Genomic DNA, 18,158 nt, shown 5'->3' with positions numbered 1-18,158 from the left:
CAAATATAGTTGCCATCTTTTCTCCGGCTTATTCCTTTAATATTCTTCCGCGGCAGCTTTTGGCCAGCACTAACGGCGGGATACAATGGCCACCATGACCGAGAATCCCACCGCCACTAAGGCCAACGCTGAAATGGAGGCCATCGGCCTCAACTTCGAGCGCTGGCAAGATGCCGTCGAGGCAGCCATCTCCACTAATCTGCTCACCGTCACTGGTGAAATCCGCGACGGCCAGCTCATCCAATTCGCAGACCCTTCAGGCGCCCAGATCAACATCTTGGCCGTAGAGCCGTTTGCCACCTACATCGGTTTCGAGTCTGTAACCCAGGCCTTCGCCCACGTATCCATGGTCAACGACGTTCTCGCCTTCTTGGAGATCCTCGATCCGTTCGGCACCGTGCTGGCACAAGCCACCGCCAACCTCGCCCAGGGCCCGCTCCTCGTTGACGAGGAAACCCAGCCCTGGCAGCAGATCGGCCTGACTGCTATGGGCCTCAAGGTCCAGCGCTACGCCACTGCGGAAGCCTACGAGGCCGAGTTTGGAGCATACCCGGCCGCCTTCGAGTCCGAGGGGGCGGAAATCGTTTCCTCCGGCTCCGGTGCCGCGGCCCCTACTCCAGGATGCCGTTTCGCAGCTCGCGTTATGGAATCCTCGTGGCGCCACAACCAACTGACCGGTGAAAAGTTCATGCACTTGGTCATGGACGGTGCTTTCCCGTTCGATCTGTGCCTGCCAGCTTCCTTTGGCGAGCTCCCTGCGAAAGATGAAGTATTAGCCGGAACTGCTATGCTGACTGCTTCAATCGAAATGCCGACCGGTGGCTGCGGATCCGGCGGCGGTTGCTCCTGCGGCTCCGGCGGCTGCGGCGGACACTAAGTAGCAAAGCAGAAAGGCCAGGTATGGGTTCAGGCAGTCGTCATGCGCTGGCCATCGCCCTTGCGGTGGTGGCTGCCGTTGCGCTCATCGGGACGCTAAAGCTATCTGGTCTTTTTATTGCCCTTTTGGTTGCGGGCGCCATGTGGTTGCTCGCCTCAAGACGGCCCGATGCTTCCGAGCATTCCGCGCTGCGTACCTCCATCGATCTTTCCGCGGACGATATTCGTGACGTGATCGCTGAATACGACGATTTCTGTAACTCAGAAAGCACCGACTCCATCGCTGATCGCACCATGTACCGTCCAGCGCTGTTGGATCTCGATTGCGTGGATCCCACAATCGAGGCCTTTCACTACGAGCTGGGCGGCGCCAAGCGTTTCCTGCGCCGGCTCGAAACCCGCGTCTACCGCAACGACATCGAGACAGATGAACTCGAATCGCTCCTCAAGGTCACCGATGAGCGCGCCACCGAGCTGCGCGAGACCTGGCTCGCGGCTCGGCGCGCGGCCCATTCGTTGGGCACGAAATATGACCGCCGCCCGCAGGAGAACCGCGAGCTACGTCGCACTGAGTCCCCTAAGGCCCCTGAGGACCCTGAGCCCCCTGAGGACAAAGCCTAAAGCTGCGTCAGCCTAAAGCTGTGTCTGCAAAGACTGCAGCTAAACAGCCATGAGCTAGAGAACCGTGGTGCCCTCAGCCACGATGCGCGAAGGCCCAGTAAGACGTGAACCCCCGTCGAAGATTTCTACCTGCACCTGGCCGCCAGGAACATTGACGGTGACGGTTCCGGCGCCCTCGCCGGCGTCGGCAAGCGCAGCTCGTGCCGCGGCCACCGTACCGGTTCCGCAAGACCGGGTCTCCCCCACCCCGCGCTCGAAGACGCGCATGGATACCGTGCCGTCGACAAGCTGTGTCAGCACCTCAACGTTGACGCCATGCGGGAAGAACTCGTGGTCGAACTCCGGCTGCGCGAAAACCATATCCGCCAAAGACTCCGGCGTGAGGCCCGGAATCACTGCAGCCAAGTGCGGGTTGCCCATGTCAACGCCCAAGCCGGCAAAGTTTTCTCCAGCCATCGAGGCAGTGGACACGCCGGTAACCTCCGCAGGGCCCATCTCCACGCTGACCTGCGCATCATGCTCGTCGAAGGAATGCACGGTGACCTGCTTTGCCCCTGCGCGAGTACCGACGACGAAGCTCTCGCTGTCCACCAAACCGCGGGAGCGCACCCAGTGTGCGAAGACGCGCGTGCCATTGCCGCACATCTCAGCCACAGAGCCATCGGCATTGCGGTAATCCATGAACCAGTCCGCAGGCGCAATACCCTCAGCCACTGGCTCACCCAGTGCGCCAGCGCGCACCACGCGCAGAAGGCCGTCGCCGCCGATGCCGGCGCGGCGATCGCATAGAACGCGGACCCGCTCTGGGCTTAGTTCTAGAGTGCCCTCGTGATCCTCGATGATGACGAAGTCGTTTTCAGTACCGTGTCCCTTGGCAAATTTCATGCCTCAATAATACGCAGCGCCTGCTCGTAGGTATCACCGGCTGCGTCCAGCCAGTTAATGCGCTTGTCACGGTTGAACCAGGCCCGCTGCCGGCGCACATAGCGGCGCGTTCCAGTAATCGTTCGCTCAACGGCCTCCTCCCACGTCAACTCGCCGCGTAGGGCCTGGAATACCTGCGCGTATCCAATTGCGCGGCCCGCCGTGGAATCCTCCACTAAGCCTGCGTCCTGCAGGGCCTCGACCTCTGCCACAAGCCCGCGCTCGAACATGCGCCGGCTACGCAGCTCAATGCGTGGATTGAGCCATTCTGCCTCGGTGCGCAGCCCCAGCAACAACGTGTCCCAGCGCGGCGGCGCATCTTTGGGCGGCTGGCTGGCTTTGAAAGGCTTGCCGGTCAGCTCGATGACTTCCAGGGCGCGAACAGTCCGGCGCGGGTCCTTGTCCTCGATGATCGAGGCTGCGGCTGGGTCAATCTCCGCGAGCTCCGCGTGCAGCTTCTCGATGCCGATATCTTTACGCCGCGCCTCATACTTCGCGCGCACTGCCGGATCAGTGGGCGGAAACTGCCAATCGTCCACGAGTGCTTGCACATAAAGCATGGAGCCCCCGACCAAGATAGGCGTCTTGCCGCGGGCCATGATGTCCTCGACGTCAGCGATGGCGTCTTGCTGGAAGCGCGCCACGGAAGCCGTCTCTGTCACCTCCCACACATCGAGTTGGTGGTGCGGGATGCCTTCCCGTTCCTCTACGGTGAGCTTGGCAGTGCCGATGTCCATGCCACGGTAGAGCTGCATTGAGTCGACGTTTACTACTTCGCCGTCTAGTTCATGGGCCAACTTGACGCCCAGATCCGATTTACCGGATCCGGTGGGCCCCACGACTGCGATGGGCCTTAGCATTGCCACCCCGCAACGTAGCGCCCTACGCCCAGCGTGGAATCGGCCGCACGCAATTCCGCTTGCGTGGGCCGCAAAGCTGCAAGCTCAGCCCACAAGCGGGTTTCCAGCACGCCCGTCTCCGCCAGCAAAGACTCGTCGCAGTCCACGTCCACGCCGGAGAGCAGGGACTCGCACCACAGGGCGGTGTCTGCCGCGCCGTCGACAAGCGCAAGCGGCGCCCGCGCTGTAAGCCCCGCACTGCCATCCACGCACACCATGGTGAGGACGCCGGCACGCGGGGTACCCACGTGGTCTCGGGTATCGGCGACGCGGTGCTTAACGACGCCGTCTAGCACATACCGCGCCATGAGCTCCGGGAGATAGTTTCCCGCACCAAGCTCGACGCTGGGTGCGCCCCATGCCCGCAGTGAGCCGCTGAGGTTAGTATGCCAACGCGGATCGCGCGAACCGACGATGTCCACCTCGATTTCCGCTGCTTCCTCCCCTAATCTTGAGGCCTCCGCAAACTCCACAACCAGTTGGCGAGCAGCGGCAAGAAGGGCCCGGCTGGCGCCATCAGCAGGCGAAAGCTCAGCCGCGAGGGCGGGGGAAGAAGGCATTACCAAAAGATTTAACATTGCTTCCTCATCCTAGTGTAGGAGAAGGTACTGTAAGGGAGAACACTCTAGGCAGCCGTGACGCGCGGCGCGACTTTTCACGAAGGCGGTTTCAACCATGTCGATCCCAACCCCAGGTTCAATGCCCAAGAAGGGTGCTCGTCCAGGCCCTCGTCCTGGTGCGCAGCCGGTGAAGCAGACTCCTCACAATGATCCGGCCAAGTGGGGCCGCGTGGAAGAAGACGGTTCGGTCTACGTCAACGCCCCGGAGGGCGAGCGCAAGATTGGCGAGTGGAAGGCTGGTACCCCGGCCGAGGGCTTGGCTCACTACGGCGCACGTTACGACGATCTCTCTACCGAGATCGAGCTCCTCGAGGCTCGCCTCAAGGCACATCCTGGCGAGGCTGAGTCCATCAAGGCCACCGCTGCTGAGCTGCGTGAGACCTTGCCTACCGCTGCAGTTATCGGCGACATTGCGGCACTCAATAAGCGCTTGGGCGCTGTCATCGAGCACTCCGTAACCGCCGGTGAACAGGCACAGGCAGACAAAGCACGCCGCCGCGAGGAAGGCATCGCTGCCAAGGAGAAGCTGGCCGCCGAGGCAGAAGACATCGCAGAAAACTCCACCGACTGGAAGGCCGCGGGTGACCGTATCCGCGCCATCCTCGAAGAGTGGAAGCAGATCCGCGGCATTGACCGCAAGACTGACGACGCACTCTGGAAGCGCTACTCCCGTGCGCGCGATTCCTTCAACCGCCGCCGCGGCGCCCACTTCGCGGAGCTCGACCGCAACCGCGCCGCCGCACGCAAGCGCAAGGAGGAACTTGTTGAGCGCGCCGTAGCACTTCAGGACTCCACGGAATGGGGTCAGACCGCTCGCGCTTACCGCGACCTCATGACCGAGTGGAAGGCAGCCGGCCGCGCACCGCGCGAGGCTGATGACAAGCTCTGGGCGCAGTTCCGCGCCGCACAGGACCACTTCTTCTCTGCACGCAACGCTGTCAATGACGAGCGCGACAAAGAGTTCGCCGCCAACGCTGCGGCCAAGGACGCACTCATCGCTGAGTACGATTCCCAGATCGATCCTTCCAAGTCCATCGAGACTGCCAAGGCAAAGCTGCGTGAGCTGCAGGAAAAGTGGGAGGAGATTGGCTACGTTCCGCGTAACCAGGTCCGCGAGTACGAGGCAAAGATCGAGGTACTCGAAAAGCGCGTCGCTGAGGCCGAGGACTCCGAGTGGCGCCGCACTGATCCAGAAGCACAGGCACGCGTAGCCCAGTTCCAGTCCAAGGTTGATGACTTGACGGCTCAGGCTGCAGCAGCCGAGGCCAAGGGCAATGCCAAGAAGGCCGAGGACCTGCGCGCACAGGCTGCGCAGTGGCAGGAATTCGCCGACGCAGCTGCCGCTGCAGTCAACGACAAGTAACGGTCACCTGCAAGTAATTGCTCGTTCAGATCGTACCCGGCCGCGGGGAGCCCGCCGACTGCGTGCGCAGTTTCATCTTCGATGCGAACCTTTACGCACAGGAGGCCTCCGGCGATCCCGCGGCCTCTTCCGCGCCTTCGCGGGTGGTACAGCGCCTACAAGGTTCCACCGAATCCGTCACCTACTTGTTTGGACTGACTGAGGACACCCCGCTGGAGGTCGGTAAGCTAGGCTTTCCCACTATTCCAGCAGTAGAGCCCAGCCCGGAGCTCGACTTTGACGGCTTTATCCATATCTCCCTTCCGCTGCTCGAGGAGACCCAGAATGCCGAGATCGAATGCGTGCTCGGCGCTGATTACCTGCCCCTGCCGGGCGAAGAACTTGAGCCCGAGGCACTGGCCGTAACGCGTCAGCTCGCCGAACACGCAATGGCCTTGGCCCGCCAGTTTGGTCGCAGTGTGGCGCAAATCGGCATGCTCTACCCAGCTGAAGCGGACTACTCTTACGATCCTTTTTCCACCGCTTACACGGAGCTGGGATTCCAGCCCAAGCATTCAGAACACCAGATGTTCGTTGAGTTCCCCGACTCCCCTGCCCGGCCTTTCCCGGTGGCGGGCCGCAGCTTCCACGTGTTCGCGGACTATGACATCCCAGAGCATCACCTCGACGACATCTTGGACCTTCTAACGGTCGCATCCACGGATGCGGTCTACGGGGATCTCAACACGGAGCCTATTAATTGGACACGGGAGCGCTTGGCCGAAGCCCACTCCCGCCTGCGGGCGCGCAAGTCACACACGCTTCTCATCGCAGTGGAGGAAGAAGGCCGTATCGTGGCACTCACCGAGTTGGCGCGCCATCACGACGCAGATCCCGAGGTATGCGAGTGGACGCTCACGGTCACTGCGCGCGATAGGCGGCGCGTGGGACTAGCCACGTCAGCGAAGCTGCATGCACTGCACGAGGTGGCTCAGTGGTGGCCTGATACCCGCCGTGCTTATTGCTCGGTAGCCGACGCCGATCCGGCCATGAACCGCATCTACCAGCACCTTGGTGCAGAGGTCATCTCTACATCGTCGGCGTGGGAGCTCAAGCTTTAGGACTTCTTGTAACGCCGCGCTGCTTGGCGACGCCGATCGTCGATGAGCAGCGGGTTCTCCTCCGGCGGGAGGGTGGTTGCTGCCTCGGTTTGCAGGATTCCCACCTGGTCCAGCTTGCTGGCTTCGCGGCGGGCCTTCTCAGCAGCTGCGACCTGCTCTGGGCTGCGCTTGAACGCCACTTGGCAGTATGCAAGAAAGGCGATGAGGCTCGCGAGGGTTCCTACCCACATGCCGATGGAAGGGCTATCAGCGGTGGAACCGCGGAACCAGAAGCTCCACAGGTTAATGAAGAAGGAAATGGTCACCATCATCCACGCGGCGAGCGCAAAGTTGGTGCGACGTGTGGCCACAGTCAGGGTGGTCAGCACGCCAATGCCCACGAGGGAGAACCATGCAGAGACAGTTTCCATGATGGAGATCCGCACGCCGTCATCCGTGGTGCCCAGTTGCAGCGCTTCCCACCCATGCGCCGGGCCAGCATAGGGCAGAACCAAGTACGCAACCCACACCACGATAGCGATGATGAGAGTGACCTTGTGGTTTCCCAGTTCCATCTTCTTGGCAGCCGCGCGTTCAGCGGCGTGGGCTTGTTCGTACTGATTACTCATGGTGGTCTAGCGTACTCCTCTAGCAGCCGCAGGCGTCATCTTGCTGGCGCGCAGGCTTGCCAATCCGCGGCAGTCCCAGGCCCACACCAATCGGCGCGGTGGTGGGCGTCTGACCGGCTGCGGACATATCGCCCGCCTTGGTGCGGCGGTGCGAGGTCACGCCGGAGTCAGCCACGAGGAAGAAGGAGCCAGCATCAGTCACGGTGGTGTGAACAACGTCGCCAGGGCGGATGTCCGCGGTGATGTCGGTGCGGGTGCCAGCGGCGTCGACAAGCACGGGCGCAAAGTGCACCAGGCGCCCATCGCGGGAGCGGCCCGTCAGGCGGTGGGTCTCCCCTGCCTTGCGGCCTCCCTCGGCCTGGACCAGCAGCTCAGCGTCGGTGCCGATGAGCTTGGCGTTTTCTTCAGCCTGAATGGAATCCTGCAGGGCAACCAGACGCTCGAAGCGCTCTTGCACGATGTGCTTGGGTACCTGCTGCTCCATCTCGGCAGCCGGAGTGCCCGGGCGCGGCGAGTACTGGAAAGTGAAGGCAGAGGCGAAACGCGCGCGCTTGACGACGTCCATGGTGGCCTCGAAGTCCTCTTCGGTCTCACCCGGGAAGCCGACGATGATGTCGGTGGTGATCGCCGCGTGCGGCATTTTTTCGCGCACTTCGTCGAGGATGGCCAAGAACTTCTTGGAACGGTAGGAACGGCGCATCTCTTTCAGGATGCGATCGGAGCCAGACTGCAAAGGCATGTGCAGCTGCGGACACACGGCCGGGGTCTCAGCCATGGCGTCGATGACGTCAGAGGTGAACTCAGCTGGGTGCGGCGAGGTAAAGCGCAGGCGCTCGAGGCCCTCAATCTTGCCTACCTCGCGCAGCAGCTTGGAAAAGGCGAACTTGTCACGCGGCAGATCTGGGTCAGCGAAGTTCACTCCATAGGCATTGACGTTCTGTCCAAGGAGCGTGACCTCGGAAACACCCTGGTCAACCAGGGCTTGAACCTCAGCGAGGATGTCACCTGGGCGGCGATCCTCTTCTTTACCGCGGAGGGAAGGAACGATGCAGAAGGTACAAGTGTTGTTGCAGCCCACGGACACGGATACCCAGCCGGCGTAGGCGGACTCGCGCTTGGCCGGGAGCACGGACGGGAAGGCCTCTAGAGAATCGACGATTTCCACCTGCGCCTCGTCGTTGTGACGAGCGCGCTCGAGCAGCGTGGGAAGTGCTGCCATGTTGTGGGTACCGAAGACTGCATCGACCCACGGCGCGTTGTCGAGGACGGTATCTTTGTCTTTCTGTGCCAAACAACCGCCCACGGCGATCTGCATGCCAGGGTGGTTTTCCTTGGTCTTCTTCAGCGCGCCCAACGTGCCGTACAGGCGCTTATCGGCGTTCTCACGCACCGCGCAGGTATTGAAGACGATGAGGTCAGGCTCTTGTTCCTCCGCGGCAGCAACATAGCCAGCCTCTTCGAGCAGGCCCGAGATGCGCTCAGAATCGTGGACGTTCATCTGGCAGCCGAAAGTACGCACCTCATAGGTGCGGGCGGAACCATCCGGGTTGGTGCCGGCGCTCTGCGCGATCTGGCCGAGGGCGACCTCCGGATCAACTCCGGTGACGGCGTTCTTGGGGTTTCTAGTGTTCATGGGGGCGCTCACGTCGGTTCATTCTAACGACGCTCGGGGGTAACTCATAACCGCGCTCCTCCCCTGTTTACCAACTTCGCCGCATGAATATTTCTCCTCATTTACCAGGTATTTCTATATTACGACAGATAGAATCCTCTTTACAGACGGGTGAAGCGTTATCAAAACGTGACCCTATTGCCCAACCTTGTGACACAGCGCACCCTATTATCCCAACATGACCCGTTCAACATACGGAAGGAAGTAATGATGTGAGCGACTCCCCAATGATTCGCATCAGCGACGTACAAAAGTACTTCGACGATTATCACGCATTGCGCGACATTAATCTCGAGATCCAGCGCGGCGAAGTCGTTGTCGTGCTCGGCCCCTCGGGATCCGGTAAATCCACGCTGTGCCGCACCATCAACCGCCTCGAGACCATCGAGTCCGGCTCCATCGCCATCGACGGCACCCCACTGCCGGAGGAAGGCAAGGCCCTGGCCACGTTGCGCGCCGACGTGGGCATGGTCTTCCAGCAGTTCAACCTCTTCCCTCACTTGACTATCAAGGACAACGTAACGCTGGGCCCCATCAAGGTGCGCAAGATGTCCAAGTCCGCCGCGAACGACCTAGCACTCCAGCTCCTCGACCGCGTGGGGATTGCCAACCAGGCAGACAAATACCCGGCGCAGCTCTCCGGTGGCCAGCAACAGCGCGTCGCCATCGCCCGCGCGCTCGCGATGAAGCCGAAGGTCATGCTCTTCGATGAACCTACCTCCGCTCTCGATCCGGAGATGGTCAACGAGGTCTTGGACGTCATGACGGACCTCGCCAAGGAGGGCATGACCATGGTCGTCGTCACGCACGAGATGGGATTCGCCCGCAAAGCCGCGGACCGCATCTTGTTCATGGCCGACGGCGAGATCGTCGAAGACACCGACCCTGACTCTTTCTTTACCAACCCGCAATCGGGTCGCGCCCGGGACTTCCTAGGCAAGATCCTCCACCACTAATCTCATCCTCATCTCAAGGAGAAACACCATGTCTCGCTCCCACATCACCCGCGTTATCGCCGCCACCTCCGCTGTCCTTGCCTCTGGCGCCCTGCTCGCTGCCTGCGGCGGCTCCTCCGACTCCGCCTCCGGCGAAGGCGAGGGCCTACTCGCCCACATCGAGTCTGGCAGCGTCACTCTCGGCACCAAGTTCGACCAGCCGGGTCTCGGCCTGCGCGAGGGCGACGGGTCCATGTCCGGCCTGGACGTCGACGTCGCGACCTACGTCGTCAACCACATCGCCAAGGAGAAGGGTTGGGCTGAGCCAAAAATCGAGTGGAAGGAAACCCCCTCCGCGCAGCGCGAGACCCTCATCGAGAACGGCCAGGTCGACATGATCGCCGCGACCTACTCCATCAACGCCTCCCGCGCAGAGAAGGTCAACTTCGGTGGCCCATACCTTGTCACCCACCAGGCCCTGCTCGTTTCTGCTGACAACGCGGAAATTAAGGGTCTCGACGGTCTCGACGGCAAGATCCTCTGCTCTGTCACCGGCTCTACCCCGGCTCAGAAGGTCAAGGAGGCTCTGCCGTCCGTCCAGCTTCAGGAGTTCGACACCTACTCCTCCTGCGTTGAGGCACTCTCCCAGGGCACCATCGACGCGATGACCACGGACGCGACCATCCTCAACGGCTACGCCGCCCAGAACGAGGGCAAGTTCAAGGTCGTCGAGCTCGAGAAGGACGGCAAGCCCTTCACCGACGAGTACTACGGCATCGGCCTGGCCAAGGACGACCAAGAGGCCACGGAAGCCATCAACGCTGCGCTCAAGGAGATGCACTCCTCCGGCGAGTTCGACAAGCTCGTCTCTGCCAACCTCGGCAAGGGCGACGCCATCGAGCCGGGTACCCCGGGCGACCTGTCCTTCGTGGAATAACGCCCCCTTAGGCCGGGCACAAAAGCCCGGCCCCTCCCATCCCCAATGAACGAGGAGAAACCATGAGCTCCATGTGGAGCCAGCTGGGTCCAGAACTCTGGCCCGCGTTTTGGCTCACTATCAAACTCACGCTGTGGTCGGCGTTGGGTTCCATGATTCTAGGCACCATCCTGACCGCGATGCGCGTCTCCCCCGTCGGCATTCTGCGCTTCCTGGCTACGACGTACATCACGATCGTGCGCAATACGCCACTCACGCTGGTCGTGCTGTTCTGTTCCTTCGGCCTGTACCAGACCCTCGGCGTCACGCTCGCGAGCCGCGAGTCGGCGACATTCCTCATCGACAACAACGTGCGCTTGGCCATCGTGGGCTTTATCCTCTACACCTCCGCCTTCGTCGCCGAGTCGTTGCGCTCCGGCATCAACACCGTGGACTTCGGTCAGGCAGAGGCCGCCCGCTCGCTCGGGCTGTCCTTTACCCAGACATTTAGCACCATCGTCTTCCCACAGGCAGTCCGCGCGGCTATCGTCCCGCTGGGCAATACACTCATCGCGCTAACGAAGAACACGACCATCGCGTCCGTCATCGGCGTCGCCGAGGCCTCGCTGCTCATGAAGTCGACCATCGAGTTCCACGCCAGCCAGCTCTTTGTCATCTTCCTCATCTTCGCAGCAGGCTTCATCATCCTCACCCTGCCCATGGGCCTTGGCCTGGGCAAGCTCTCTGAAAAATTGGCGGTGAAGAAATAATGTCCGTACGCGCCACAGTGCTTTACGATGCCCCCGGCCCCAAGGGCCGACGCAACAACGCCATCTATACAGTCATCACCGCCATCGTCGCCACCGCGGTCCTCGCGTGGGTGTTTATGAAGTTGAACGAGCGCAACCAGCTCAGCCCTGAGCTGTGGACGCCGTTCCTCAACTCGCAGACATGGACGACGTATCTGCTCCCGGGTCTCAAGGGCACGATATTCTCCGCCGTCGCCTCCATTCTGTTGGCCATCGTCTTTGGCGTGGTCTTCGGTCTGGGACGCCTGAGCGAGCACCGCCCCATCCGCTGGGTGTGCGGCGTGGTCGTGGAGTTCTTCCGCGCCATCCCCGTGCTGCTGCTCATGATTTTCGCCTACCAGCTCTTCGCGGTCTACGACCTCGTGCCGTCCAAGCACCTCGCTTTCGGTGCCGTTGTCTTCGCGCTCACGCTCTACAACGGCTCCGTCGTCGCCGAGATTCTGCGCTCCGGCATCCGTTCGCTGCCCAAGGGCCAAACCGAGGCAGCTAAGGCGCTGGGACTGAGCCACCAGCAGACCATGTTCAAGGTGCTGCTCCCCCAGGCCGTCGCGGCGATGCTTCCTGCGCTCATCTCGCAGATGGTCATCGCCCTCAAGGACTCCGCGCTCGGCTACCAGATCGGCTATGTCGAAGTTGTCCGCTCCGGTATCCAGTCCGCGTCCTTCAACAAAAACTACCTGGCTTCGCTCATCGCCGTCGCCATCATCATGATCCTTATCAACTGGGGACTGACAGTGCTGGCCCAACGCATCGAGCGCCAGCTGCGCGCCGGCCGCGCCCGCAAGAATATCGTGGCCGCCGTGCCGCACCATCGCTCGCAGGGCCTCGACACCAAGGACGAGGTCAACGCCGATTGGCACGCACCCGGCTACAAGGAAATCCGCAACCCCGCGGAATAAACACCTCACATGGGCAAGCCGAACCCTCAGCAACCAGCTGGGGGTTTACTCGTTTTCCAGCTCCGCGCAGCGCGCCTCGAGAGCCGCCTTCGCCACGCGCAACGACGCACCCTCGTTAAAGCCGCGGCGGGCAAGCACGCCCACGATGCGCCGCAGCGCCTTGTCGCGCTCCGCACGGTCTTCCGGGATCGTCTTCACCGAGCGAGCCTTCTTAGCAGCGAGCTCCTCCATGATGGACTGCTCGGACTCCTGCGTCACCTGCTCGAGCGCCTCCGCGCGGTCTGCTTGCGCTACCCCCTTGCGCTGCAGCTCGCGGTCGAGCACCCGCGCCGACTTGCCGCGACGCGCATGGCGTTGGCGCACCCATTCACGCGCGAATGCCGCGTCATCGAGCAGGCCCACGTTCGCAAGATCGTCAAGCACCGACTCGACGACCTCCGGGTCAAACTCCAACCCAATGAGACGATCGGAGAGTTCCTTTCGCGAACGCGCGCGCTGATCCAGTAACAGCAACGCACGATTGCGTACCTTTGCTTTAGCTTCTTCTGCTTCGACATCAAAAAGCCCGCCTCCAGTGGCGCCGGATTCATAATCTTCCAGCGCCCGGCGTAGCTTCTCGAGCTTCTCTGGGGCGGGCTTGTTCATTTATTCGTCGTCAAAGTCGACGTTTGGCACCAAGTCGACTGCCTCATCAGTTAGCGGATCATCCGCACCTGGCACGTCCATTGGAATGTCTTCGTCGGTAGTCGCACCAGAGCCGATCCCCAACTTGTTGAAGATCTTTTTCTCGATCTCGTCAGCGAGGTCCTTGTTTTCCTTCAAGAAGTTACGCGCCTTCTCCTTACCCTGACCGAGCTGGTCACCTTCATAGGTAAACCAGGAACCGGACTTCTTGATGAAGCCATGTTCCACGCCCAAATCGATGATGGAGGACTCCCTAGAGATGCCCTCGCCATACATGATGTCGAACTCGGCAATCTTAAATGGTGGGGAGACTTTGTTCTTCACGATCTTGATCTTGGTGCGGTTACCAATTGCATCCTGGCCGTCCTTCAGGGTCTGAATGCGGCGGATGTCGCAACGGACAGATGCGTAGAACTTCAGCGCCTTACCACCAGTGGTGGTCTCCGGCGAACCGAACATGACACCAATCTTCTCGCGCAGCTGGTTAATGAAGATTGCGGTAGTGCCGGAGTTATAAAGCGCACCGGTCATCTTGCGCAATGCCTGGGACATCAGACGAGCTTGGAGACCCACATGGGAGTCCCCCATCTCGCCCTCAATTTCTGCCTTCGGGGTCAGCGCTGCCACGGAGTCAATAACGATGATGTCAATAGCGCCGGAGCGAACAAGCATGTCCGCGATTTCCAGCGCCTGCTCACCAGTATCCGGCTGGGAGACCAAGAGGTTGTCGGTGTCTACGCCCAGCAGACGGGCGTATTCCGGATCCAATGCGTGCTCCGCATCGATAAAGGCAGCAATGCCGCCGTCCTTCTGCGCAGAAGCAATGGCGTGCAACGCAACAGTTGTCTTACCGGAAGACTCAGGACCGTAAATCTCAACGATACGGCCGCGCGGGAAACCACCGATACCCAGAGCAATATCGATCGCGGTATTACCGGAGGAGATCGCCTGGATTGGCGGGCGTTCGTCATCACCCAGACGCATGACTGCGCCTTTACCAAAATCCTTCTCAATCATCGCCATTGCGGCGTCAAGAGCCTTTTGGCGGTCATCACCTTTAGCTGCCGCGGCAGTGGACTTCTTCTTGGTTGCCATTTATTTCCCTAACTTTGATTATTTACGCAGAATGATTCACGCGCCGATGAGCGCGAGTTCTTCTTTTTAGACTGTTATTGCGCAACACTGGTTCCGCCGACAGACAAAAGCTATCGAATCAGCTTGACATCCCCCACAACAATACACACACAGATGTTCGAATTTCCACTCAAATTCAACGTGTCTGTTCTATTTTCAGGCCATAAAGGTTTCAACGCGTTCGAAAGGCCGAGCTAACGATTACAAGGTTGGATAGTCGACCCCAAGGCGCCTTTCTTCGGGAACGTCAAAGTCATCGCACAATCCGTCCCACACGTCGCCCGGGTCAACACCTCGCTCTATTAGCTCGTCGGCGGTCTCACCATATTTTGCTAGTACATGGGAATGGCTAATCCACTTCCCCTCGGACTCGCCGAACTCGTCGACAACCAGTTGGTGATATTCCGTCAATCGCATGCCAGCCATCCTACAGGGCGGCCTTGCACACCCTCCCTAGGACAAGTCCCCCATCTAGGGCATAGAGCGCCGCCGAAACCCCACGTTGAACGCTGTTCAAAACTGCCGGTTTCCTGCTTCGTTGGCAAACGTGTAATCTCCCCACCATGAAAAAGAACTCTGTCGCGACTGACATCGCATATGTTGCAGTCTTTACCGCTCTCATCATCGTTTTTGCGTTCGTTTCCATTCCAAGTCCTGTCTCCGGTGTTCCCATCGTTATCCAGAACGCCGTCATTACCCTGGCGGGTCTAGTTCTCGGCGGTCGCCGCGGATTCTTCGTGGGCCTGCTGTTTATCGTTCTCGGCCTCGTAGGCCTTCCGGTCCTTGCTGGCGGACGTAGCGTCATCAGCGCCCTGCCTGGCCCAACCGTTGGTTACATCGTGGGCTACCTCATCTCCCCTGCCATCGGCGGCGCTGTGGCCTACCGTGCACCGCGCAACAAGACAGGCCTTGCCATCATGATTACCGTCGCCGGCTTTGTCAGCTTGCTCATTCAGTACGCTTGCGGCACCGTCGGCCTGGCGCTGCGCGCGGGCATGGGCTGGGGCGAAGCTGCCCTGGCACAGATTCCATTCCTCGGCCCAGATGCGCTCAAGCTGGTGATCATGATCATCATCGCCATCGGTGTGCACTCAGCTTTCCCTGATCTCATGGGCCGCAAGCCTGTGACAAAGAAGGCTGAATCCGCGGCTTAAGCACTATGCCAACAATTGAATTTCAAGGGGTCTGCGTCTCTTTCGAGGACAAGGAGATCCTTTCTGATATCAACCTGACCCTCAGTGAGCAGCGCATTGGAATCATCGGTGCCAACGGTGGGGGCAAGTCCACGCTGACGCGTCTCATCAATGGTTTGGGTGAGCCAACTACGGGCACAGTGCTTGTCGACGCCGTCGATGTAGCGAAGAGCGGCAAAGAAGTCCGCCGCAAAGTGGGCTTCGTATTCTCCGATGCAGAGAACCAAATCGTGATGCCAAATGTGCGTGACGACGTCGCCTTTTCCTTGCGTCGCATGAAACTAGCTAAGGAAGAAAAGAAGGCGCGTGTCGACGCCGCCCTCGAGAGATTCGGGCTCTCACATCTAGCGGAGCAATCACCACACACGCTGTCAGGTGGTCAGAAACAATTGCTTGCGCTGGCGGCTGTACTAGTCATGGACCCGTCGCTCATCATCGCCGACGAGCCGACAACCTTGCTCGACCTACGCAACCGTGACCGCATCCGGCGTGAGTTCGCGGCACTTGAGCAGCAACTCATCGTGGTCACCCACGACCTCGAATTCATCAATGACTTCGACCGCGTCATCTGCATCGATGACCACAAGATTGCTGCCGACGGCGCACCCGAGGAGGTCATCACTTTCTACCGCAAACTCATGGCCTCACGGCCGCTCTAAAGAAGTCAGCTTAAAAGAACCGACCCACTCAACAATCACCCCAACCGAAACCCTTTGTGAAGTAGGAAGCCAGCCGTGCCGAAAAGCATCCCCCTTGGCTATTACGTTGATGCCGACACCATCATCCACCGGTGTCCGACGCGGGTGAAGTTTGTGGTTCTCATTACATTCATTGTGGTCACCACACTGTGGGCTAAATCCATTCCCACCGCGATCGGCGCCGCCGCGATAGCAGTGGCTTACTACCCCATTGCACGTATCCCTATCAGTGTGGCATGGGGCCAACTTTTGCCGCCTCTTTATCTCTTGCTGGCCCTAGCCGCGTTTCAGTGGTGGCAAAAGGACTTTGTCACCGCAGTGGTGATGTTTTTTAGTGTCTATGCCTCAATCATCGCGGCCGTTTTGCTGACCTTGACTACCAAGGTTTCAGACATGATGGAGTCTTTCGAGCGGGCACTACAGCCTTTCGCGAAACTCGGACTGCCGGTAGAAAACCTCAGCCTTGCCATGTCGCTGACAATCCGTCTGTTGCCGCTAATGCTCGGCACAGTCAATGAAGTCCTCGACGCCCGCAAAGCACGCGGCGCCGGCACGTCACTGCTCGCCTTCGGTACACCGGTGGTCATCCGCTCTATCCGCCGCGCCCAGGCCATGGGTGAGGCCCTGCAAGCCCGCGGCGTCGGCGATTAGCGCTAGCAAGAGTAGCTCCATGAATTTGGAACCCGAGTTTCAGTCCCCAGAAACTCACTACATGCAGGAAGGGCCTCACCCGGCGGATGCCAAGGGTGAGGCCCTTCCTATGCTCGAGGCTATCGGCTACTTTCGTAGCGTCAATTAAGGCTTACTCGCCGCGCAACTCGCGGAGACGAGCCTGGACAGCATCATCAGCTGCAGCATTTGGCTGAGCTGCCTTGTCAGCAGCGGAACCAGCAGTGCGGTTGCCCTCGATTGCCTGCTGGGGGTTGCCCTCCACAGCCTTGGTGGTGTTCATTTCAGCACGAATCTGCTCGAGACGGGAGTGGCCTGCGAGCTGAACGCCAGCCTGCTCAATCTCGTGCATGCGATTAGAAACGGAGTTCTCGGCGAGCTCAGCCTGGCCCAATGCCTTGGTGTAGCGGCGCTCAATCTTGTCACGCACAGAATCCAGCGAAGGGGAGTTGCCGTTCGCGGTCAGCTCGTTCATGGAGTTAAGCGACTCGGAGACCTTCTCCTGCATCTTGGCCTGCTCAAGCTGAGACAGCAGCTTGGAGCGCTCGTTGACCTTCTCACGCAGAGCCATGCCGTTGCGCTCGACAGCCTTCTTAGCCTGCTCAGCCTGCTGAAGTGCCTGATCGTGAAGCTTCTTGGTGTCCTCTACAGACTGCTCAGCAGTAACGAGCTGTGCAGCGAAAGCCTCCGCAGCGTTCTCGTACTCGGTGGCCTTGGTTGCGTCACCTGCAGCACGAGCTTTATCAGCGAGCTCTAGAGCCTGGCGGGTATTGCCCTGCAGCTTCTCAATTTCGCTCAGGCGACGGTTAAGCTGCATCTCCAGCTGACGCTGGTTACCAATGACAGCAGCTGCCTGCTGCGAAAGCTCCTGGTGCTGACGCTGTGCTTCCTCGATAGCCTGCTCGATCTGAACCTTCGGATCAGCATTTTCTTCGATCTTGGAATCGAAGAGTGCCATCAAGTACTTCCATGCCTTTACGAATGGATTCGCCATTGTATTCTGGGGCCTTCCTAATTAGCTTTCAAAATTTTCTGAAAAAGTATTTCTCCGGTTCTCTATACTAGCGAAGCCCGCGCTTCACTGCGTTGCCTAGGGCATAAAGTTCGCTGTGGAGCGCGGGCTATTAAAAGCTAGTTAGAGCTCAGATGCTGCAGGGGCAGTCGACGCCAGTTCCTCATCCATCGACGGCAGTGCCATGTAGCCCGCTGCCTCAATGAGAACGTCAGCAACGCTTACCTCGAGCGCATGGCAGACAGACGCCAGAAGCTCTGAAGATACTTCCTTGCGTCCACGCTCTAGCTCGGAGAGGTAACCCGGGGATACACGGGCCACGCCGGCGAGCTCGCGGAGAGTCACGCCCTTGTCAGCGCGGAAGGCGCGGAGCGTGAGCCCCAAAGCCTCACGAAGGAGCGGTTCCGGAGCGCGTTTAGGGGTTTCGACGGCACCCGGTACCCGCGCCTGGGTGGCGTTTAAAGGCTTTTCAAGAAGTGCTGTTGTAGTGTTCATCATCCTGTATAACGTGCTAAGTCAGCACTTT

Annotated in this window: 21 protein-coding genes; 11 read left to right on the top strand and 10 right to left on the bottom strand. The window is 60.1% G+C overall.

Annotated features, from left to right (window positions below; translation table 11 throughout):
- Positions 1-85: 85 nt before the first annotated feature.
- Both I6I72_RS12545 and I6I72_RS12540 read left to right on the top strand, forming a co-directional pair.
- The gene (locus I6I72_RS12545; RefSeq protein WP_005529029.1) at positions 86-877 is read left to right on the top strand and encodes a hypothetical protein; all 792 of its coding nucleotides are present in this window, start codon (positions 86-88) and stop codon (positions 875-877) included.
- A 23-nt stretch (positions 878-900) separates the two neighbouring features.
- Positions 901-1,497 carry a hypothetical protein gene (locus tag I6I72_RS12540; protein WP_049063427.1) on the top strand — a complete coding sequence of 199 codons (597 nt, stop codon included), beginning with the start codon at positions 901-903 and terminating at the stop codon, positions 1,495-1,497.
- Positions 1,498-1,551: 54 nt separating this feature from the next.
- Here I6I72_RS12540 and dapF read toward each other — a convergent pair whose 3' ends face one another.
- The 3 genes from dapF to I6I72_RS12525 are packed head-to-tail and all read right to left on the bottom strand — an operon-like array spanning position 1,552 to position 3,898.
- The gene (dapF, locus tag I6I72_RS12535; RefSeq protein ID WP_049145068.1) at positions 1,552-2,382 is read right to left on the bottom strand and encodes a diaminopimelate epimerase; all 831 of its coding nucleotides are present in this window, start codon (positions 2,380-2,382) and stop codon (positions 1,552-1,554) included.
- On the bottom strand, positions 2,379-3,281 hold the full coding sequence (gene miaA, locus I6I72_RS12530) for a tRNA (adenosine(37)-N6)-dimethylallyltransferase MiaA (RefSeq protein WP_201807109.1): 903 nt from the start codon (positions 3,279-3,281) through the stop codon (positions 2,379-2,381). The genes dapF and miaA overlap by 4 nt, the downstream gene beginning before the upstream one ends.
- Positions 3,275-3,898: a hypothetical protein gene (locus I6I72_RS12525; protein WP_005529024.1), complete on the bottom strand. Its 624-nt coding sequence runs from the start codon at positions 3,896-3,898 to the stop codon at positions 3,275-3,277. Before I6I72_RS12525 ends, miaA begins: the two co-directional genes overlap by 7 nt.
- 97 nt (positions 3,899-3,995) lie before the next feature.
- Between I6I72_RS12525 and I6I72_RS12520 the strand changes: the two genes are divergently transcribed.
- Complete coding sequence (locus I6I72_RS12520; protein ID WP_201807107.1) at positions 3,996-5,303, top strand: DUF349 domain-containing protein; 1,308 nt, start codon at positions 3,996-3,998, stop codon at positions 5,301-5,303.
- 62 nt (positions 5,304-5,365) lie between these two features.
- A complete protein-coding gene (locus tag I6I72_RS12515) occupies positions 5,366-6,403 on the top strand; it encodes a GNAT family N-acetyltransferase (protein WP_236592635.1) in 1,038 nt (345 codons plus the stop codon).
- Here the strand turns inward: I6I72_RS12515 and I6I72_RS12510 are convergent.
- A complete protein-coding gene (locus tag I6I72_RS12510; protein ID WP_110333076.1) occupies positions 6,400-7,011 on the bottom strand; it encodes an Rv2732c family membrane protein in 612 nt (203 codons plus the stop codon). The two genes, I6I72_RS12515 and I6I72_RS12510, sit on opposite strands and share 4 nt — an antisense overlap.
- Positions 7,012-7,030: 19 nt before the next feature.
- Complete coding sequence (gene miaB / locus I6I72_RS12505; protein ID WP_256364831.1) at positions 7,031-8,644, bottom strand: tRNA (N6-isopentenyl adenosine(37)-C2)-methylthiotransferase MiaB; 1,614 nt, start codon at positions 8,642-8,644, stop codon at positions 7,031-7,033.
- Positions 8,645-8,910: 266 nt separating this feature from the next.
- Between miaB and gluA the strand changes: the two genes are divergently transcribed.
- From gluA to I6I72_RS12485, 4 genes are all read left to right on the top strand, one after another.
- Positions 8,911-9,639, top strand: coding sequence for a glutamate ABC transporter ATP-binding protein GluA (gene gluA / locus I6I72_RS12500; RefSeq protein WP_049145056.1), 729 nt, complete (start codon positions 8,911-8,913; stop codon positions 9,637-9,639).
- Positions 9,640-9,667: 28 nt separating this feature from the next.
- Positions 9,668-10,555 carry a glutamate ABC transporter substrate-binding protein gene (locus tag I6I72_RS12495; RefSeq protein WP_201807104.1) on the top strand — a complete coding sequence of 296 codons (888 nt, stop codon included), beginning with the start codon at positions 9,668-9,670 and terminating at the stop codon, positions 10,553-10,555.
- Positions 10,556-10,617: 62 nt separating this feature from the next.
- On the top strand, positions 10,618-11,304 hold the full coding sequence (gene gluC, locus I6I72_RS12490; RefSeq protein WP_049063442.1) for a glutamate ABC transporter permease GluC: 687 nt from the start codon (positions 10,618-10,620) through the stop codon (positions 11,302-11,304).
- Entirely contained in the window at positions 11,304-12,242 is a 939-nt protein-coding gene (locus I6I72_RS12485) for an amino acid ABC transporter permease (protein ID WP_005529012.1), read from the top strand. Before gluC ends, I6I72_RS12485 begins: the two co-directional genes overlap by 1 nt.
- Before the next feature lie 45 nt (positions 12,243-12,287).
- On the opposite strand, the gene recX is transcribed toward I6I72_RS12485, so the two are convergent.
- The 3 genes from recX to I6I72_RS12470 form a co-directional block, all read right to left on the bottom strand.
- Positions 12,288-12,887, bottom strand: a complete 600-nt coding sequence (gene recX, locus I6I72_RS12480; protein WP_049063444.1) for a recombination regulator RecX — start codon at positions 12,885-12,887, stop codon at positions 12,288-12,290.
- Positions 12,888-14,021, bottom strand: coding sequence for a recombinase RecA (gene recA, locus I6I72_RS12475; RefSeq protein ID WP_005529010.1), 1,134 nt, complete (start codon positions 14,019-14,021; stop codon positions 12,888-12,890). It abuts the gene before it with no gap.
- A 240-nt stretch (positions 14,022-14,261) separates the two neighbouring features.
- Entirely contained in the window at positions 14,262-14,477 is a 216-nt protein-coding gene (locus I6I72_RS12470) for a DUF3046 domain-containing protein (protein WP_049145047.1), read from the bottom strand.
- Positions 14,478-14,623: 146 nt separating this feature from the next.
- On the opposite strand from I6I72_RS12470, the gene I6I72_RS12465 reads away from it, so the two are divergent.
- The 3 genes from I6I72_RS12465 (at position 14,624) to I6I72_RS12455 (ending at position 16,602) form a co-directional block, all read left to right on the top strand.
- Positions 14,624-15,214: a biotin transporter BioY gene (locus I6I72_RS12465; protein ID WP_046645313.1), complete on the top strand. Its 591-nt coding sequence runs from the start codon at positions 14,624-14,626 to the stop codon at positions 15,212-15,214.
- A 5-nt stretch (positions 15,215-15,219) separates the two neighbouring features.
- On the top strand, positions 15,220-15,912 hold the full coding sequence (locus tag I6I72_RS12460; RefSeq protein WP_070508991.1) for an energy-coupling factor ABC transporter ATP-binding protein: 693 nt from the start codon (positions 15,220-15,222) through the stop codon (positions 15,910-15,912).
- A gap of 75 nt (positions 15,913-15,987) precedes the next feature.
- Positions 15,988-16,602 (top strand): energy-coupling factor transporter transmembrane component T family protein, encoded by a 615-nt coding sequence (locus tag I6I72_RS12455; protein ID WP_070508992.1) that lies wholly within the window; start codon positions 15,988-15,990, stop codon positions 16,600-16,602.
- Between the two features lie 151 nt (positions 16,603-16,753).
- Here I6I72_RS12455 and I6I72_RS12450 read toward each other — a convergent pair whose 3' ends face one another.
- On the bottom strand, positions 16,754-17,614 hold the full coding sequence (locus I6I72_RS12450) for a PspA/IM30 family protein (protein WP_005529001.1): 861 nt from the start codon (positions 17,612-17,614) through the stop codon (positions 16,754-16,756).
- Positions 17,615-17,755: 141 nt separating this feature from the next.
- Positions 17,756-18,127 carry a helix-turn-helix domain-containing protein gene (locus tag I6I72_RS12445; RefSeq protein ID WP_034656969.1) on the bottom strand — a complete coding sequence of 124 codons (372 nt, stop codon included), beginning with the start codon at positions 18,125-18,127 and terminating at the stop codon, positions 17,756-17,758.
- Positions 18,128-18,158 lie beyond the last annotated feature (31 nt).

The sequence above is a fragment of the Corynebacterium striatum genome, assembly GCF_016728105.1.
Classification (GTDB): Bacteria; Actinomycetota; Actinomycetes; order Mycobacteriales; family Mycobacteriaceae; genus Corynebacterium; species Corynebacterium striatum.
This window is presented reverse-complemented; position numbering and strand designations above follow the sequence as displayed.

Excerpts from the sequence above, each read along its gene's own strand:
- I6I72_RS12525 (WP_005529024.1), bottom strand. The coding sequence starts at position 3,898 with ATGTTAAATCTTTTGGTAATGCCTTCTTCCCCCGCCCTCGCGGCTGAG.
- recA (WP_005529010.1), bottom strand. The coding sequence starts at position 14,021 with ATGGCAACCAAGAAGAAGTCCACTGCCGCGGCAGCTAAAGGTGATGAC.
- miaA (WP_201807109.1), bottom strand. The coding sequence starts at position 3,281 with ATGCTAAGGCCCATCGCAGTCGTGGGGCCCACCGGATCCGGTAAATCG.
- dapF (WP_049145068.1), bottom strand. The coding sequence starts at position 2,382 with ATGAAATTTGCCAAGGGACACGGTACTGAAAACGACTTCGTCATCATC.
- I6I72_RS12470 (WP_049145047.1), bottom strand. The coding sequence starts at position 14,477 with ATGCGATTGACGGAATATCACCAACTGGTTGTCGACGAGTTCGGCGAG.
- I6I72_RS12460 (WP_070508991.1), top strand. The coding sequence starts at position 15,220 with ATGCCAACAATTGAATTTCAAGGGGTCTGCGTCTCTTTCGAGGACAAG.
- recX (WP_049063444.1), bottom strand. The coding sequence starts at position 12,887 with ATGAACAAGCCCGCCCCAGAGAAGCTCGAGAAGCTACGCCGGGCGCTG.
- I6I72_RS12510 (WP_110333076.1), bottom strand. The coding sequence starts at position 7,011 with ATGAGTAATCAGTACGAACAAGCCCACGCCGCTGAACGCGCGGCTGCC.
- gluC (WP_049063442.1), top strand. The coding sequence starts at position 10,618 with ATGAGCTCCATGTGGAGCCAGCTGGGTCCAGAACTCTGGCCCGCGTTT.
- I6I72_RS12495 (WP_201807104.1), top strand. The coding sequence starts at position 9,668 with ATGTCTCGCTCCCACATCACCCGCGTTATCGCCGCCACCTCCGCTGTC.
- miaB (WP_256364831.1), bottom strand. The coding sequence starts at position 8,644 with ATGAACACTAGAAACCCCAAGAACGCCGTCACCGGAGTTGATCCGGAG.
- I6I72_RS12465 (WP_046645313.1), top strand. The coding sequence starts at position 14,624 with ATGAAAAAGAACTCTGTCGCGACTGACATCGCATATGTTGCAGTCTTT.
- I6I72_RS12450 (WP_005529001.1), bottom strand. The coding sequence starts at position 17,614 with ATGGCGAATCCATTCGTAAAGGCATGGAAGTACTTGATGGCACTCTTC.
- I6I72_RS12445 (WP_034656969.1), bottom strand. The coding sequence starts at position 18,127 with ATGAACACTACAACAGCACTTCTTGAAAAGCCTTTAAACGCCACCCAG.
- gluA (WP_049145056.1), top strand. The coding sequence starts at position 8,911 with ATGATTCGCATCAGCGACGTACAAAAGTACTTCGACGATTATCACGCA.
- I6I72_RS12520 (WP_201807107.1), top strand. The coding sequence starts at position 3,996 with ATGTCGATCCCAACCCCAGGTTCAATGCCCAAGAAGGGTGCTCGTCCA.
- I6I72_RS12485 (WP_005529012.1), top strand. The coding sequence starts at position 11,304 with ATGTCCGTACGCGCCACAGTGCTTTACGATGCCCCCGGCCCCAAGGGC.
- I6I72_RS12540 (WP_049063427.1), top strand. The coding sequence starts at position 901 with ATGGGTTCAGGCAGTCGTCATGCGCTGGCCATCGCCCTTGCGGTGGTG.
- I6I72_RS12545 (WP_005529029.1), top strand. The coding sequence starts at position 86 with ATGGCCACCATGACCGAGAATCCCACCGCCACTAAGGCCAACGCTGAA.